15 protein-coding genes and 1 tRNA gene are annotated in these 13,063 nt (G+C 73.9%); 7 read left to right on the top strand and 9 right to left on the bottom strand.

Translation table 11 applies throughout. From position 1 onward, the window contains the following. The first annotated feature begins 61 nt into the window (after positions 1 to 61). A complete protein-coding gene (locus tag ACFQ8T_RS18185) occupies positions 62 to 880 on the top strand; it encodes a DsbA family protein (RefSeq protein WP_430547889.1) in 819 nt (272 codons plus the stop codon). A 49-nt stretch (positions 881 to 929) separates the two neighbouring features. After that, positions 930 to 1,005: transfer RNA gene (locus ACFQ8T_RS18190), tRNA-Thr, on the top strand. A gap of 31 nt (positions 1,006 to 1,036) precedes the next feature. Here ACFQ8T_RS18190 and ACFQ8T_RS18195 read toward each other — a convergent pair. The 3 genes from ACFQ8T_RS18195 to ACFQ8T_RS18205 all read right to left on the bottom strand — a co-directional run bounded on the left by ACFQ8T_RS18195 (position 1,037) and on the right by ACFQ8T_RS18205 (position 3,250). Further along, positions 1,037 to 1,567, bottom strand: a complete 531-nt coding sequence (locus tag ACFQ8T_RS18195) for a hypothetical protein (protein WP_430547890.1) — start codon at positions 1,565 to 1,567, stop codon at positions 1,037 to 1,039. A gap of 63 nt (positions 1,568 to 1,630) precedes the next feature. Further along, positions 1,631 to 2,530 carry an SGNH/GDSL hydrolase family protein gene (locus tag ACFQ8T_RS18200; protein WP_430547891.1) on the bottom strand — a complete coding sequence of 300 codons (900 nt, stop codon included), beginning with the start codon at positions 2,528 to 2,530 and terminating at the stop codon, positions 1,631 to 1,633. A gap of 69 nt (positions 2,531 to 2,599) precedes the next feature. Continuing rightward, positions 2,600 to 3,250 carry a uracil-DNA glycosylase gene (locus ACFQ8T_RS18205; protein ID WP_430547955.1) on the bottom strand — a complete coding sequence of 217 codons (651 nt, stop codon included), beginning with the start codon at positions 3,248 to 3,250 and terminating at the stop codon, positions 2,600 to 2,602. Between the two features lie 209 nt (positions 3,251 to 3,459). Between ACFQ8T_RS18205 and ACFQ8T_RS18210 the strand changes: the two genes are divergently transcribed. The 5 genes from ACFQ8T_RS18210 (at position 3,460) to ACFQ8T_RS18230 (ending at position 7,347) form a co-directional block, all read left to right on the top strand. Next, the gene (locus tag ACFQ8T_RS18210; protein ID WP_430547892.1) at positions 3,460 to 3,813 is read left to right on the top strand and encodes a DUF3263 domain-containing protein; all 354 of its coding nucleotides are present in this window, start codon (positions 3,460 to 3,462) and stop codon (positions 3,811 to 3,813) included. Between the two features lie 93 nt (positions 3,814 to 3,906). Beyond that, positions 3,907 to 4,575: a LytR C-terminal domain-containing protein gene (locus ACFQ8T_RS18215; RefSeq protein WP_430547893.1), complete on the top strand. Its 669-nt coding sequence runs from the start codon at positions 3,907 to 3,909 to the stop codon at positions 4,573 to 4,575. 134 nt (positions 4,576 to 4,709) lie between these two features. Beyond that, positions 4,710 to 4,913: a cold-shock protein gene (locus ACFQ8T_RS18220; protein ID WP_429764307.1), complete on the top strand. Its 204-nt coding sequence runs from the start codon at positions 4,710 to 4,712 to the stop codon at positions 4,911 to 4,913. A gap of 327 nt (positions 4,914 to 5,240) precedes the next feature. After that, positions 5,241 to 6,866 carry a chaperonin GroEL gene (gene groL, locus ACFQ8T_RS18225; protein ID WP_430547894.1) on the top strand — a complete coding sequence of 542 codons (1,626 nt, stop codon included), beginning with the start codon at positions 5,241 to 5,243 and terminating at the stop codon, positions 6,864 to 6,866. A gap of 142 nt (positions 6,867 to 7,008) precedes the next feature. Continuing rightward, entirely contained in the window at positions 7,009 to 7,347 is a 339-nt protein-coding gene (locus ACFQ8T_RS18230) for an L-rhamnose mutarotase (protein WP_430547895.1), read from the top strand. Between the two features lie 52 nt (positions 7,348 to 7,399). Here the strand turns inward: ACFQ8T_RS18230 and ACFQ8T_RS18235 are convergent, their stop codons facing one another. The 6 genes from ACFQ8T_RS18235 to ACFQ8T_RS18260 all read right to left on the bottom strand — a co-directional run bounded on the left by ACFQ8T_RS18235 (position 7,400) and on the right by ACFQ8T_RS18260 (position 13,055). Then, positions 7,400 to 7,690, bottom strand: coding sequence for a WXG100 family type VII secretion target (locus tag ACFQ8T_RS18235; protein ID WP_429733705.1), 291 nt, complete (start codon positions 7,688 to 7,690; stop codon positions 7,400 to 7,402). A gap of 115 nt (positions 7,691 to 7,805) precedes the next feature. Next, positions 7,806 to 8,510, bottom strand: coding sequence for an HD domain-containing protein (locus ACFQ8T_RS18240; RefSeq protein WP_429764311.1), 705 nt, complete (start codon positions 8,508 to 8,510; stop codon positions 7,806 to 7,808). Positions 8,511 to 8,637: 127 nt separating this feature from the next. Beyond that, complete coding sequence (locus ACFQ8T_RS18245) at positions 8,638 to 10,251, bottom strand: sensor histidine kinase (protein WP_430547896.1); 1,614 nt, start codon at positions 10,249 to 10,251, stop codon at positions 8,638 to 8,640. Beyond that, positions 10,248 to 10,985, bottom strand: a complete 738-nt coding sequence (locus ACFQ8T_RS18250) for a response regulator transcription factor (RefSeq protein ID WP_429764313.1) — start codon at positions 10,983 to 10,985, stop codon at positions 10,248 to 10,250. The genes ACFQ8T_RS18245 and ACFQ8T_RS18250 overlap by 4 nt, the downstream gene beginning before the upstream one ends. Before the next feature lie 64 nt (positions 10,986 to 11,049). Further along, complete coding sequence (locus tag ACFQ8T_RS18255) at positions 11,050 to 11,682, bottom strand: NUDIX hydrolase (protein ID WP_430547897.1); 633 nt, start codon at positions 11,680 to 11,682, stop codon at positions 11,050 to 11,052. Next, entirely contained in the window at positions 11,679 to 13,055 is a 1,377-nt protein-coding gene (locus ACFQ8T_RS18260) for an adenylosuccinate synthetase (RefSeq protein ID WP_430547898.1), read from the bottom strand. Before ACFQ8T_RS18260 ends, ACFQ8T_RS18255 begins: the two co-directional genes overlap by 4 nt. Positions 13,056 to 13,063: the final 8 nt, after the last annotated feature.

Consider the following 13,063-nt stretch of genomic DNA (forward strand, 5'->3'; position numbering starts at 1 on the left):
TGCCGCGCCGCCCCGCCCTCCCGAGATCCTCGAGGACACGATGTCGACGAAGAACCCGAACATGACGAAGGCGCAGCGCCGTGACGCGGCGCGCGCCGAGGCGCTCGCCCTGCGCGAGAAGGAGCAGCAGCGCGACCGGCGCAACCGGATCATCACCCTGTCCGTGCTCGGCGTCGCGCTCGTCGCGCTCGGTGTCGTGGTCTGGATGATCCTGCAGCAGGGCGCGAAGAACAACGTCGAGGACGTCCCCCTGGCGGAGGTCACGATGCCCTCGACGGCGCAGGACGACGGCGGCATCCCGGTCGGCGCGGACGACGCGGCCGGCACGACCAACGACGACGCGCCCGTCATCGACGTCTACCTCGACTACATGTGCCCCGTGTGCGGCCAGTTCGAGCAGACCAACGCCGGCGACATCGACGAGATGGTCGCGGGCGGCGACGCGACCGTCGTCTACCACCCCGTGTCGATCCTCGACCGGCTGTCCGCCGGCACCGACTACTCGACGCGCGCCGCCTCGGCCGCGGCCTACGTCGCCGACAAGGCCCCCGAGGCGTTCCCGGCGTTCCACGCGGCGCTGTTCACCAACCAGCCCGCAGAGAACACCGAGGGGCTGTCGGACGAGCAGCTCGCGTCGTACGCCGAGGAGGCGGGGGCGTCGGCCGACGTCGCGACCGCCATCGAGGACGGCACCGCCCGCCAGACGTTCGGCCAGTACGTCCACTCGGCGACGCAGGAGGCGACCTCCGACGAGGCGCTGCAGAACCCGCAGTCGGGCTCGTTCGGCACGCCGACCGTCCTCGTCGACGGCGAGGTCTTCGGCGACTGGGGCACCCAGGGCGCCCTGGGCCAGGCCGTCACCGCGGCCGCCGGCAGCTGACCGCCGCGCGGCACGGCCTCCCCGTCCCGGTAGGCTGTGCCGCGCTCCCGCCGCCTTAGCTCAGCTGGTAGAGCTCCCGTCTTGTAAACGGAAGGTCGTCGGTTCGAATCCGACAGGCGGCTCCACACCCTCTCGACGCGCGCCGACGCCCCGAGGTCATCCGGTCCGCGCGGCGCGTCGGTCGCGGCGGCGCCGCGCCAGCTCGCGGGACGACTCGACGACGACGATCGGCCCGAGCGCGAGGCAGATCAGCGCCGCGGCGGAGAACAGCGACTCCCACCATCCCCAGCCCGGCACGCCCACCTGGCGTACGCGGCCGGGGTCCCGCGGGTCGTAGACGACGTCGATGGTGCTGCCAGGCCTGGCGTCGTCGTTCCAGTGCTGGAGCTCGCTCGGGCGTCCGTCGTCCACGTCCGCGACGAGGATGCTCAGCTCGTCCGGGCCGCGGCGATGGTGATCGCGCCCGAGGACGAAGGCCGTGCCCTCGACGCCGTGCGTGGCGAGGGCGACCTGGGTGGTCACGGCGTCGACGACGAACCAGCAGCCGAACCCGACGAACATGACGAGGCCGACGACCGCGCCCCAGATGTCGCGCGTCCGCGACCCGCCGACCTGGGCCCGCAGGCGTCCACGTGCCGCGGACCACCGCCCCGCGGTCGTGCCCCCGGCCCTGCTCCGTGCGGTCATCGGGCCTCCTCGCCGTCCTGCGGATGACGGCGGGACGCTACCGCACGGCCGGAGCCCCGACCCCTACTCGTCCGCCGCGGGCGGCCAGGCCGTGGGCGCGCCCCACTTGGGCGCGCGGCCGTCGCCGCTGGACGTGTGCTTGATCCGGCGCTGCACCCAGGGCACGACGTGCGTGCGCGCCCACTGCGCGTTGGCGCGGGCCCGCTCGACGAACGCCTGCGGCGGCAGGGGGTCGAGCGCGACGGCGTAGTCGGGGTCGACCGGCGCCTGGCCGAGGCCGACGAGCGCGGCGTCGGCGACGCGGCGGTGCCCCTCGGGGGTGAGGTGGATGCGGTCGTCGGCCCACATGCGCAGGTCGAACAGGGGGTCGAGGCCCCACAGGTCCAGCACGTGCGCCCCGTGCTTGCGCGCGATGGTCCAGATGTTCGCGTTGTACTGGCCCACGCGGCCGCGGGTCCAGCTCAGCCCGGCGCCCGCCTTGAAGCCCGTGCCGAGGAGGACGTCGGCGCCCGTCGCGCGGATCGCCGCCACGCCCTGCTCCAGGCGGGCCGAGAGCACGTCGATGTCGGCCTGCGGGCGCAGGATGTCGTTGCCGCCGCCGACGAACGACACCAGGTCGGGCTGCATCGCCAGCGCGACGTCGACCTGCTCGTCCAGGATGTGGCGCAGCAGCCGGCCGCGGATGGCGAGGTTCGCGTACGCCAGGGCGGGCTCGCCGGCGGTGGTGCGGCGGGTGGACAGCGCGCCGGCGAGGCGGTCCGCCCAGCCGCGCTGCTTCGCCGCCGACTCCGTTCCTCCCGGGGCGGGGGAGCCGTCGTCGTAGGGGTACGGGTCCCACAGGCCCTCGCTGAACGAGTCGCCGATCGCGACGTAGCGCGTCCACGGGGGGACGGAGGTGGGGGCGGCGCCAGGGGTCGTGCCGTCAGGGGTCGGGGTGGAGTCCTGCGTGGTCACGTCCGCCATTGTGCTCCTCGGGCGGCGGTGGGCGCTCGGGGCGACGACGCCGGACCGGCCCTCGCGGTCGGACCGGCGTCAGGCGAGGCGCCAGTCCACCGGCGTCCCGCCCTGCGCCTCGAGCAGCGCGTTGACGCGGGAGAACGGTCGGGAGCCGAAGAAGCCGCGGTACGCGGACAGCGGGCTGGGGTGCGCGCTCTCGACCGTCGGGACGTGGCCGAGCCACGGCTTGAGCGACGCGGCGTCGCGCCCCCACAGGATCGCGACGAGCGGGCCGCCGCGGGCCACGAGCGCCTTGATCGCGGCCTCCGTGACCTGCTCCCACCCCTTGCCGCGGTGCGACGCCGGGGTACCGGGCCGCACGGTCAGCACGCGGTTGAGCAGCATGACGCCCTGGTCGGCCCAGGGGCGCAGGTCGCCGTTCGACGGCGTCGGCACACCGACGTCCTCGGCGAGCTCGGTGTAGATGTTCACCAGCGACCTGGGCACCGGTCGCACCTGCGGCTGCACGGAGAACGACAGGCCCATGGGGTGCCCGGGCGTGGGGTACGGGTCCTGCCCGACGACGAGCACGCGCACGTCGGCGAGCGGTCGGGAGAACGCCGCGAAGATGTCCGGCCCCTCGGGCAGGTACGTGCGCCCCGCGGCGACCTCGGCGCGCAGGAAGTCGCCCATCGCGTGGATCTGCGGCTCGACGTCGGCCAGTGCGGCGGCCCAGTCGGGCGCCATGACCTGGTCGAGCGGCGGCCGCTCCTGCGTCGTCGTGCCGGGGCCGGTCGTCGTCGGGGTGTCCACGCCGCGACGCTAGCGCACCCGCCCGGCGAGCTGTCAGGGCCACGGGCACGGGAAGATGCGTGTGGCCCTGACAGGTCGCGGGATCGCGGCGCGCGGGGCGACGTCGTCGGGACCGGCGCGCGGACGCGCCATACTGGGACGCCATGAGCGAGATCCTGGTCCAGGAGGTCCAGCCGGACCCGGAGGCGTCGGGCACGACGGCGACCGAGTCGTCCGCGGCATCGACCGCGACGTCGTCGGACGGCGACCTCTCCGACCGCGACCGCGAGATCCTCGCCTTCGAGCGGCAGTGGTGGAAGTACGCCGGGGCGAAGGAGCAGGCGGTGCGCGAGCTGTTCGGGCTGTCGGCGACGCGCTACTACCAGGTGCTGAACGCCCTCATCGACTCGCCGGCAGCGCTCGCCCACGACCCCATGCTCGTCAAGCGGCTGCGCCGGATGCGGTCCACGCGCCAGCGGGCCCGCTCCGCGCGGCGCCTCTCCGACGGCCAGAGCTGACGACGCGCCCGTGACCCGGGCGGACCGGCAGGCCAGGGGCTCGCTGAGAGCGGTCTGGACGGGCGGACGCCCGGAACGGCTACCCTGTCCGCCGTGAGCAAGAGCCATTACCCCTACCCGCCCGACGAGTTCGACGTCCGCGGGCCCGAGGGCACGCCGGTCGGTGTGCATCGTGAGCCGCGCAGCGGGTGGAGCTCGGTGTGGCCGTTCCTGCTGATCGTCGTCGTGTGCGGCGGGCTCGCGGTCGGCATCGTCTCCTTCCTGTCGGACGACGGCGACCCCGCGACGCCTCCCGCCGCCGAGCAGACCGCGGGAGCCGGCGCCGAGCCCGAGGCCTCCGCCTCCGCCGACGCCGAGGGCGAGGAGCCGCCGGCCGACGGCGAGGAGGGTGGCGACACCTCGGAGGAGCCGACGGACGGCGAGTCGGAGGCGGCCACCGAACTGCCCGGCGACCCGGCGGCGGCGAACCTCGAGGCGTCGGTCGTCGTCTACAACGACGGTGCGGGCCAGGGCCAGGCAGCGGCCGGTCAGGGCGTCCTCTCGAGCGACGGCGGGTTCGTCGACGTCGCGGCCACGGACGCGCCGGACACGCTGAAGGGCGTCTACGAGGAGACGACCGTCCTGTACGGCGCGGACCGCGCGGACACGGCCAGCGCCGTCGCCGAGGCGCTCGGCGTCGACCCGGCGAACGTGCAGGAGTCCGACGACGTCACGGCCAGCGAGCAGGCCGTCTGGGTGGTCCTCAAGTCGCCCGTGGGCTGACCGTCGTCGCCCGTCCGGAATCTCGGATGCCGACATTCCGGACATCGGTGCTTCCCTTGCCGCGATCGCCGCTACTAGGCTCCCCCTCACCGTGGGGTGCCTGCCCTGCGGCCGAGTAGCACAAGGAGAGGTACATGGCCCAGGGCACCGTCAAGTGGTTCAACGCGGAGAAGGGGTTCGGGTTCATCACCCCGGCCGCGGGCGGGCAGGACCTGTTCGTCCACTACAGCGCCATCCAGACCGACGGGTACCGCACCCTGGACGAGGGCCAGGGCGTCGAGTTCGAGGTCGGCCAGGGACAGAAGGGTCCGCAGGCCGAGCAGGTCCGCCCGCTCTGACCACGCCGTCGACCCGCCGTCGACCGCGACAGGCCGGCACCGAGGACGCAGGGACGCGCCCGGGGTGCCGGCCTTCGTCGTCCCCGGGTGCGGCACGCCCTCGGCGAACGTCTTGCACTCGCCACCCGAGAGTGCCAATAATGGCTTAGCACTCTCGGCCTGTGAGTGACAGCCGCCTCCCGGGGCGGCGTTCTCCTGGGCCGCGGGTGAAGCATTCGGGTCGTTCGGTGAGACCCTCCGCGTGCGCGTGACCTGAACGCCGCGGGGTGGGTCGTCCGTCGCGGGCGCCGGCCGGCCATCTCAGCCACCAGCGGAGGATCAGTCCCCATGGCCAAGATCATCGCGTTCGACGAGGAAGCTCGTCGGAGCATGGAGCGCGGGCTCAACCAGCTCGCCGACACCGTGAAGGTCACGCTCGGCCCCAAGGGCCGCAACGTCGTCCTGGACAAGAAGTGGGGCGCCCCCACGATCACCAACGACGGTGTCTCCATCGCCAAGGAGATCGAGCTCGACGACCCGTACGAGAAGATCGGCGCGGAGCTCGTCAAGGAGGTCGCCAAGAAGACGGACGACGTCGCGGGTGACGGCACCACCACCGCCACCGTGCTCGCCCAGGCGCTCGTGCGCGAGGGCCTGCGCGTCGTCGCCGCCGGCGCCAACCCGATCGCCGTCAAGCGCGGCATCGAGAAGGCCGTCGAGGCCGTCACCGAGCAGCTGCTCAACGCCGCGGTCGAGATCGAGACCAAGGACCAGATCGCCGCCACGGCCGCCATCTCGGCCGGCGACCCCTCCATCGGCGAGCTCATCGCCGAGGCCCTCGACAAGGTGGGCAAGGAGGGCGTGATCACGGTCGAGGAGTCGAACACGTTCGGCCTCGAGCTCGAGCTCACCGAGGGCATGCGCTTCGACAAGGGCTTCCTCGCCCGCTACTTCGAGACGGACCCGGAGCGCCAGGAGGCCGTCCTCGAGGACCCGTACGTCCTGATCGTCGAGTCGAAGATCTCGAACGTCAAGGACATGCTGCCGGTGCTCGACCAGGTCATGAAGGCCGGTCGCTCGCTGCTCATCATCGCCGAGGACGTCGAGGGCGAGGCCCTGGCCACCCTCGTGCTGAACAAGATCCGCGGCACCTTCAAGTCCGTCGCCGTCAAGGCCCCGGGCTTCGGCGACCGCCGCAAGGCCATGCTGCAGGACATCGCGATCCTCACCGGCGGCCAGGTCATCACCGAGACGGTGGGCCTCAAGCTGGAGAACGCGACCCTGGACCTGCTGGGCCAGGCGCGCAAGGTCGTCGTGACCAAGGACGAGACCACGATCGTCGAGGGTGCGGGCGACGCCGAGCTCATCTCGGGCCGCGTCAACCAGATCCGCTCCGAGATCGAGAAGTCGGACTCGGACTACGACCGCGAGAAGCTCCAGGAGCGTCTCGCCAAGCTGGCCGGCGGCGTGGCCGTCATCAAGGCCGGCGCGGCCACCGAGGTGGAGCTCAAGGAGCGCAAGCACCGCATCGAGGACGCCGTCCGCAACGCCAAGGCCGCGGTCGAGGAGGGCATCGTCGCCGGTGGTGGCGTCGCGCTGATCCAGGCCGGTGCCGCCGCGTTCCCGAAGCTGGAGCTCGAGGGCGACGAGGCGACCGGTGCGCAGATCGTCGCTGCGTCGATCTCGGCCCCGCTCAAGCAGATCGCGGTGAACGCCGGCCTCGAGGGCGGCGTCGTGGCGGAGAAGGTCAAGAACCTCCCCGCCGGCGAGGGCCTCAACGCCGCGACCGGCGTGTACGAGGACCTGCTGGCCGCGGGCGTCAACGACCCGGTCAAGGTCACGCGCTCCGCGCTGCAGAACGCCGCGTCGATCGCCGCGCTGTTCCTCACCACCGAGGCCGTCGTGGCCGACAAGCCGGAGCCGGCCTCGGCCGCGCCCGCCGGCGACGGTGGCATGGGCGGCATGGACTTCTGATCCGGAGTCCGGCCAGAGCCTGACGGTTCGACGACGGGCCCTCACCCTGCGGGGTGGGGGCCCGTCGTGCGTCCGGCGGTTGACACGGCGTCGTGGGTGCCCGGAGGATCCGGGTCGTGCACCGTGAACCTGGGGGCCGCGCATGATCGTCGCCCTGCACTCGGTCCTGCGGCCGGGCGCCGTCGACGACTACCGCGTCGAGCACGCCGCCGTCCCCGCCGACCTCGACGCCGCGTTCGCCCGGGTGGGCATCCACGGGTGGACGATCTGGCGCTCCGGCGAGCGGCTCTTCCACGTCGTCGACTGCGACGACTTCGACGCCGCGATCGCCGCGCTCGACGACGACCCGGCCAACGTGGCCTGGCAGGCGTCGATCGGGCGCTGGGTCGAGGTGTTCCGCGACGCCGACGGCCAGGACGGGTTCGCGCCCCTGGAGCAGGTGTGGTCGCTCGCGGCCCAGCGCGCGGGGACCGCGCCGTGACGCCCGGACGCGGCTGAGGGCGCCCCGCACGACGCGGGACGCCCTCTCCGTCTCAGCGGGCCGCGAAGAGCCGCGTGGCCTGGGCCTCGGCGTCCGCGTAGGTGCGCGACGCCGACGACAGGGCCGCCGTCACGGCGTCGAGCGCCGCCTCGACCTGGGTCTGCGTGGCCTGCCACTGACCCATGACGCCCGCGAACTGGGTCGCCGCGCCGCCGTGCCAGCTGGACTGCAGGTCCTGCAGGTGCCGCATCATCGCCCCCACCTCGGAGCGGATCGCCGCCACGGAACCGTTCACCGCCGCGCTCGCCTGCGCGACCCGCTCGCTGTCGACCTCGTACCGCACGTGTCCTCCTTCGTCGCCGTGCCCCCTGGGGGGTTGCCGACGACGACGTTACGGAGCGTGCGGCGCGCGCGGACGCCGTCGTCCACAGGCTGTGGAGGACCGGGCCGGGGCAGGGTCAGGAGGCCGGCTTCTCCTCGAGCAGGCGCCGCTCCTTGAGCAGCCGGTGCAGCTCGCCGTCGAGGTTCTGCCGGGCCGCCTCCTCCCACGCCGCACCCATCGGGCTGAAGTACAGCGACGGGCGCTGCAGCAGCTTCGTGAGCACGCGGACGCGGGCGTCGAGGTAGTCGGGCAGCGGGATGTGCGAGTACTCCGCCCGCACGTTCGCCATGTACGCCTTGTAGCGCTGCGGCTCGGCCGCCAGCATCGCGAGGTCGGCGTCGTTGAGCACCGCCGAGTCGACGTCGTCAGGCAGCGGCTTGTGGCGGTCGATCGAGTCGACGAGCCGCGCGGTGCGCTCCACCGCGGCGTCCGGCAGGCCGAGCTGGGTGAGCTGCGTGCGCGCGAGGTTCGCGCTCACCGTGGTCTGCTCGCCGCCCTGGTTCGCCTGGGCGACCTTGCGCGTCGCGTCGAACACCGCGCCGTGGTACCACGCCGCGAGGCGCACCAGGTCGGGCTCGTGCGTCTCCTGGGACAGCTCGTCCACGCGGTGCAGGACGTCGGCCAGGTGGCGCAGGTTGTGGAAGTGCCGCTCCGGGGCGGACCACCGGTCGATGAGGTCCTCCCCGACAGAGCGGATCTCCGCGTCGTCGGCGGTCGCTCCCGCACCGTGACAGGTGCGGACGAACGCGGAGAGGAACCACTGGGGCGCGTCGGCGCTCATGACGCCCATCGCAATCAGACCTTCGGTCGTCGGACTCGGACTGTCCTCCTCCTCGTCAGACTACGACCGACGGGCGACATCGCACCGCGATCAGGGTGCCGGCCACGCCTGCTGGTCAGCCTTCCGGTCAGGCGGAGGAGGACGACGCGCCATCGTAGCCGTCCGCCGACGGGAGAAGAACTCGCACCGTCATCCCGCCGCCGGGCGTCTCGCTCACCGACACGTGGCCCTGGTGCGCGCCGACGATCGCCGCGACGATCGCCATCCCCAGGCCGGAGCCGCCGGACTCCCGGTTCCGCGACGAGTCGGCGCGGTAGAAGCGCTCGAACACGCGGCTCGACTGCTCCGGCGTGATGCCCGGGCCGTGGTCGCGCACCTCGACGACGGCGCCGCCGTCCGGCGACCGGCCCACCGCCAGCTCGGCCGGGGAGCCGGCCGGTGTGTGCCTCGCCACGTTCCCCACGAGGTTGGTCAGCACCTGGCGCAGCCGGTCGCCGTCGCCGGTGACGACGACGCCGGACGGCGCGGGCGCGCCCGGGGCGAGCCCGGTCACCGCGACCTCGCGCGTCGGGTCGAGGGCGTGCAGGTCCTGGGCCGCGTCGCGGGCCATCGCTCCGAGGTCCACGGGCTCGTGGCGCATCGGCCGGCCCTCGTCGAGCCGGGCGAGCACCAGGAGGTCGTTGACCAGCGTGCTCATGCGGCGTGCCGAGTCCTCGATGCGCCCCATGGTGTCGTCCACCTTGGCGGGCGTGTCGAGCGCGCCGAGCCGGTACAGCTCGCCGTAGCCCTTGACCGTGGCCAGCGGCGTGCGGAGCTCGTGGCTCGCGTCGGAGACGAACCGGCGCATGCGGCGTTCCGACTCCTCCTGGGCGGAGAACGCGCGCTCGATCTGCGCCAGCATCGTGTTCAGCGACGCAGAGAGCGAGCCCACCTCGGTCGACGTCGGGCGCTCGGGGACGCGCTGCGACAGGTCGCCCGCGGCGATCTCCGCCGCCGTCGCCTCGATCCGGCGCAGCGGCCGCAGCGACCGGTGCACCAGCAGGAAGGAGATCGCCCCGCCGAGGATGACGATGCCGAGCGCCGAGAACAGCAGCGAGCGCGTGAGGTAGGCGACCGTGTGCTGCACGTTCGCCAGGGGGTAGGCGACGTACGCGATCACCTGGTTCGTCGAGTCGGCGAGGGACGCGACCCGCCACTGCGTCGGCGTCGTGCCCCCCGACCCCTCGACGGTGAACGGCTCGCCGTGCCGGTCGTGGACCTCGCTGTACGTCTCGACCGGGATGTCCGGGGTGCCGTACTTCTCGATGTTGGGGGTCCAGCCGATCGGGTCGCTGCTGACCTCGCCGGTCGCGTCCCGGAAGATCACGACGTAGTCGGTGGGCGGGCCGGAGGTGGGGGACTCCGACTGCCGCAGGGTGAGGTTCGCGACCCCCTGGGCGGACTGCCGCAGCTGCTGGTCCACCTGGTCGACCAGGTACGTCGAGACGACGGTGCGCGTCACGACCGCCGCGAGGACGAGGCCGGCGGCCAGCACGAGCACCGTGATCACGACGAGGCGGGTGAGCAGCGGCAGCCGCTCCAGCCACGTCCAGCGTCCGGTCCGGCCGGACGGCGTCGCGGCCGGCGGGTCGGTCGCGGACCGCGGGTCGGCGGGCAGGGCGCGGCCGTCCGCCGTCGTGCCGGTCACCGGCGGGGTGGGCGCGTCCGTCGTCCCCGGTGCGCCCGGCGTGGGCGCGCTCATCGCGGCGCCTGGGGCGCCCGCAGCAGGTAGCCGACGCCGCGCTTGGTGTGGATCAGCGGCGGCAGCGTGAGGTCGTCGCCGTCGGGGCCGGTGACGGTGAGGTTGTCGATCTTGCGGCGCAGGTAGGAGATGTAGGACTCGACGATGTTCGCGTCGCCGCCCCAGTCGTACTGCCACACGTGGTCGAGGATCTGCGCCTTGGAGAGCACGCGGCCGGCGTTGAGCATGAGGTAGCGCAGCAGCTTGAACTCGGTGGGGGACAGGTCGATCTCGACGCCGGCGCGGCGGACCTCGTGCGAGTCCTCGTCGAGCTCCAGGTCGCCGACGCGCAGGACGGCGTCGTCCTCGGGCTCGCCCGCGTGCGTGCGACGGAGCACCGCGCGGATGCGCGCCACGACCTCCTCCAGGCTGAACGGCTTCGTCACGTAGTCGTCCCCGCCGACGGTGAGCCCCTGCACCTTGTCCTGCGTGTCGTCGCGGGCGGTGAGGAACAGCACGGGGGTGTGCCGGCCGGTGGAGCGCATGCGGCGGGTCACGGTGAAGCCGTCCATGTCGGGCAGCATCACGTCGAGCACGACGAGGTCGGGCTCGACGTCGCGGACGAGCTGCAGCGCCCCGTTCCCGTCACCGGCGGCGTGGACCTCGAACCCGGCGAAACGCAGGGACGTGGACAGCAGCTCGCGGATGTTGGGCTCGTCGTCCACGACGACGAGGCGTGCCTCGGGTGCGCTCATGTCCTCAGTGTGCGACCGGGGTCTGAGCGTTGCCTGGGAAGGGGCTCGGACGGTGCTGGTGCCGTCAGGTCCAGCGCCAGACCTTCGCCGGGCGCCCGCGCCCACCGTGCGCCAGGCCGGCCTCCACGAGGCCGGGGAGCCGCGCCAGGTCGCGGTTCAGGTTGCCACGGTGCACGCGGCCCGTGAGCTGCTCCGTGATCGCGACGGCGTCGGTGGCGGTGAGCTCGGGCCCCGTCAGCGCGCGCGTGAGGCCCAGGTCGCGCCAGAGCATTCCGGCGACGAGCTCGCGGCTCGTCGCCAGGATCTGGTCGTGGTCGAACGCGAGGTGCGGGGCGTCGTCGACCGGGAACCACGGCCCCCCGGGCGCGGGCGCGTCGAAGGGGGAGTAGGCCGCCCACATGGCGACGGACAGGGACGGTCCGCGAGGGTCGCGGGTCGGCTCGTCGAACGTCCGCAGCTGGCCGAGCGCCCCCGGCGCCGACGGCACGGCCACCTTGTCGAGGGCCCGGGCCGCGGCGTCCGCAAGGCGCTCCCCGCTGTGCACGACGACCCCCGGGAGGGCGATCTCGCCGCGGTACGGGTCCTGCGGGCGCTCGGGGGCGGCGAACAGGACGCGTCGGGCGGCCCGGTCGTAGGTCAGGGCGACCACGTCGACGGAGACGACGCTGAAGATGTCGGGCGGGGTCATGCGGATCATGCTGCCCTGCTCGCGGGCCCGTCCCCGACACGCGGCGAGCGGTCGGTGCGGCGCGGGCCGTCCGCCGTCAGGACGACGGGGGCCCCGACGGCCTCCTCGACGAGCCGGAGGACGGCGGCGGGGTCGTCGGGCAGCGGGGCGAGGTCGGGGAGGGCGCACGCCGCCGCCGCGGTGAGTCGCTCGGCGTGGGCGAGGTCCGGGTGCGCGGCGAACGCGAGCGGCTGCCGGTCCCCGCCCCACGAGCCGGCGACCCGGAGCGGGGTCCCCGCGGCCGCGGCGGCGGCGATCGCGTCGAGATGGCTGACGGCGACCCCGTCGACGCGCCCCGCGACCCGCGAGGCGTAGCGCAGGGCGGGCAGGTCGAGGTGCCCCGTGCGCCACCCGCCCTGGTAGCGGCCCTCCCGGTTGTCCGGCTCGGGCAGGACCAGGCCGGCGTCCTCGGTCGGCATGGGGCCCGCGCCGTGCCGCGTCGAGTAGGTCCGGGTCAGCCCGAGCACGAACGGGCGGTGTCCGGCGGCCTCGAGCTCGCGCACCAGGTGGCGGGGCGTCACCGTCGACCAGGTGGTGTGCGGGTGGAAGCCGTGGCACTCGTCGAGGAGCAGGCCCTGGCTGCCCTCGAAGATCACCGTGCCCGCGCCGAGCGCGTCCGCGAGCCGGCGGTCGACGCCGTCGGCGATCTCGACGTCGGCGGCGATCGCGCACAGCAGCGACGCCATCTCCGACACGGACGGGTGCGCCACGTCCCCGTCGTCGACCGACTCGAGCAGGGGAGCGGCGTACCGGGCGAGCGCGTCGAGCGCGGCGACCGTGCGACGCCTGTCGCGCAGGGTCGCGAGCGTCGGGGCGGGGCCGGGCGGGGCGGCGGCCGGGGCGATGAAGTTCCCGACGGCGTCGCCGGCCCGCGCGCGGGCGCGCACGGCGAGGTCGTAGGCCACGGTCTCGCCGATGCCGAGGCCCGTCGAGCCGTGCCGGCCAGAGCCGCGCGCGAGCTCCCGCGCCCGGTTCATGGCCGCATGGACCGGCGTCGTGACGAGGCACCGGGCGTCGGCGACGACCAGGCCGAGGGGGTCGTGGACGCCCTGACCCTCGAGCGCGTGCGCCTCGGCCGCGAGCAGCACCGGGTCGACGAGCATCGGCGCGCGCAGCACGGTGCGCAGGTCCAGGAAGGTGCCCGACCCGAACTGCCGGAACGTGTGGTGCCGGGCGCCGTGCCGGACGTTGTGGGCGGCCTGGCCGCCACCGGACCACCGCACCACGGCGACGGCGTCGGGCACGCCGGCCGCGAGGTGGTCGACCGTCGCGCCCTTCGACTCGTCGCCGTACCCGAGTCCCACGACGACGATGGCCTGCCGTGGTGCGGTGGTCAGCATCATGGGGTCCT

This window comes from Isoptericola sp. NPDC056618, assembly GCF_042792715.1.
GTDB classification, from domain to species: Bacteria; Actinomycetota; Actinomycetes; order Actinomycetales; family Cellulomonadaceae; genus Isoptericola; species Isoptericola nanjingensis.

Bases quoted from the DNA above. Each gene is read 5' to 3' on its own strand.
- ACFQ8T_RS18185 (WP_430547889.1), top strand. From the start codon at position 62: ATGACGAAGGCGCAGCGCCGTGACGCGGCGCGCGCCGAGGCGCTCGCC.
- ACFQ8T_RS18195 (WP_430547890.1), bottom strand. From the start codon at position 1,567: ATGACCGCACGGAGCAGGGCCGGGGGCACGACCGCGGGGCGGTGGTCC.
- ACFQ8T_RS18200 (WP_430547891.1), bottom strand. From the start codon at position 2,530: ATGGCGGACGTGACCACGCAGGACTCCACCCCGACCCCTGACGGCACG.
- ACFQ8T_RS18205 (WP_430547955.1), bottom strand. From the start codon at position 3,250: ATGGCGCCCGACTGGGCCGCCGCACTGGCCGACGTCGAGCCGCAGATC.
- ACFQ8T_RS18210 (WP_430547892.1), top strand. From the start codon at position 3,460: ATGAGCGAGATCCTGGTCCAGGAGGTCCAGCCGGACCCGGAGGCGTCG.
- ACFQ8T_RS18220 (WP_429764307.1), top strand. From the start codon at position 4,710: ATGGCCCAGGGCACCGTCAAGTGGTTCAACGCGGAGAAGGGGTTCGGG.
- groL (WP_430547894.1), top strand. From the start codon at position 5,241: ATGGCCAAGATCATCGCGTTCGACGAGGAAGCTCGTCGGAGCATGGAG.
- ACFQ8T_RS18230 (WP_430547895.1), top strand. From the start codon at position 7,009: ATGATCGTCGCCCTGCACTCGGTCCTGCGGCCGGGCGCCGTCGACGAC.
- ACFQ8T_RS18240 (WP_429764311.1), bottom strand. From the start codon at position 8,510: ATGAGCGCCGACGCGCCCCAGTGGTTCCTCTCCGCGTTCGTCCGCACC.
- ACFQ8T_RS18245 (WP_430547896.1), bottom strand. From the start codon at position 10,251: ATGAGCGCGCCCACGCCGGGCGCACCGGGGACGACGGACGCGCCCACC.
- ACFQ8T_RS18250 (WP_429764313.1), bottom strand. From the start codon at position 10,985: ATGAGCGCACCCGAGGCACGCCTCGTCGTCGTGGACGACGAGCCCAAC.
- ACFQ8T_RS18255 (WP_430547897.1), bottom strand. From the start codon at position 11,682: ATGATCCGCATGACCCCGCCCGACATCTTCAGCGTCGTCTCCGTCGAC.
- ACFQ8T_RS18260 (WP_430547898.1), bottom strand. From the start codon at position 13,055: ATGATGCTGACCACCGCACCACGGCAGGCCATCGTCGTCGTGGGACTC.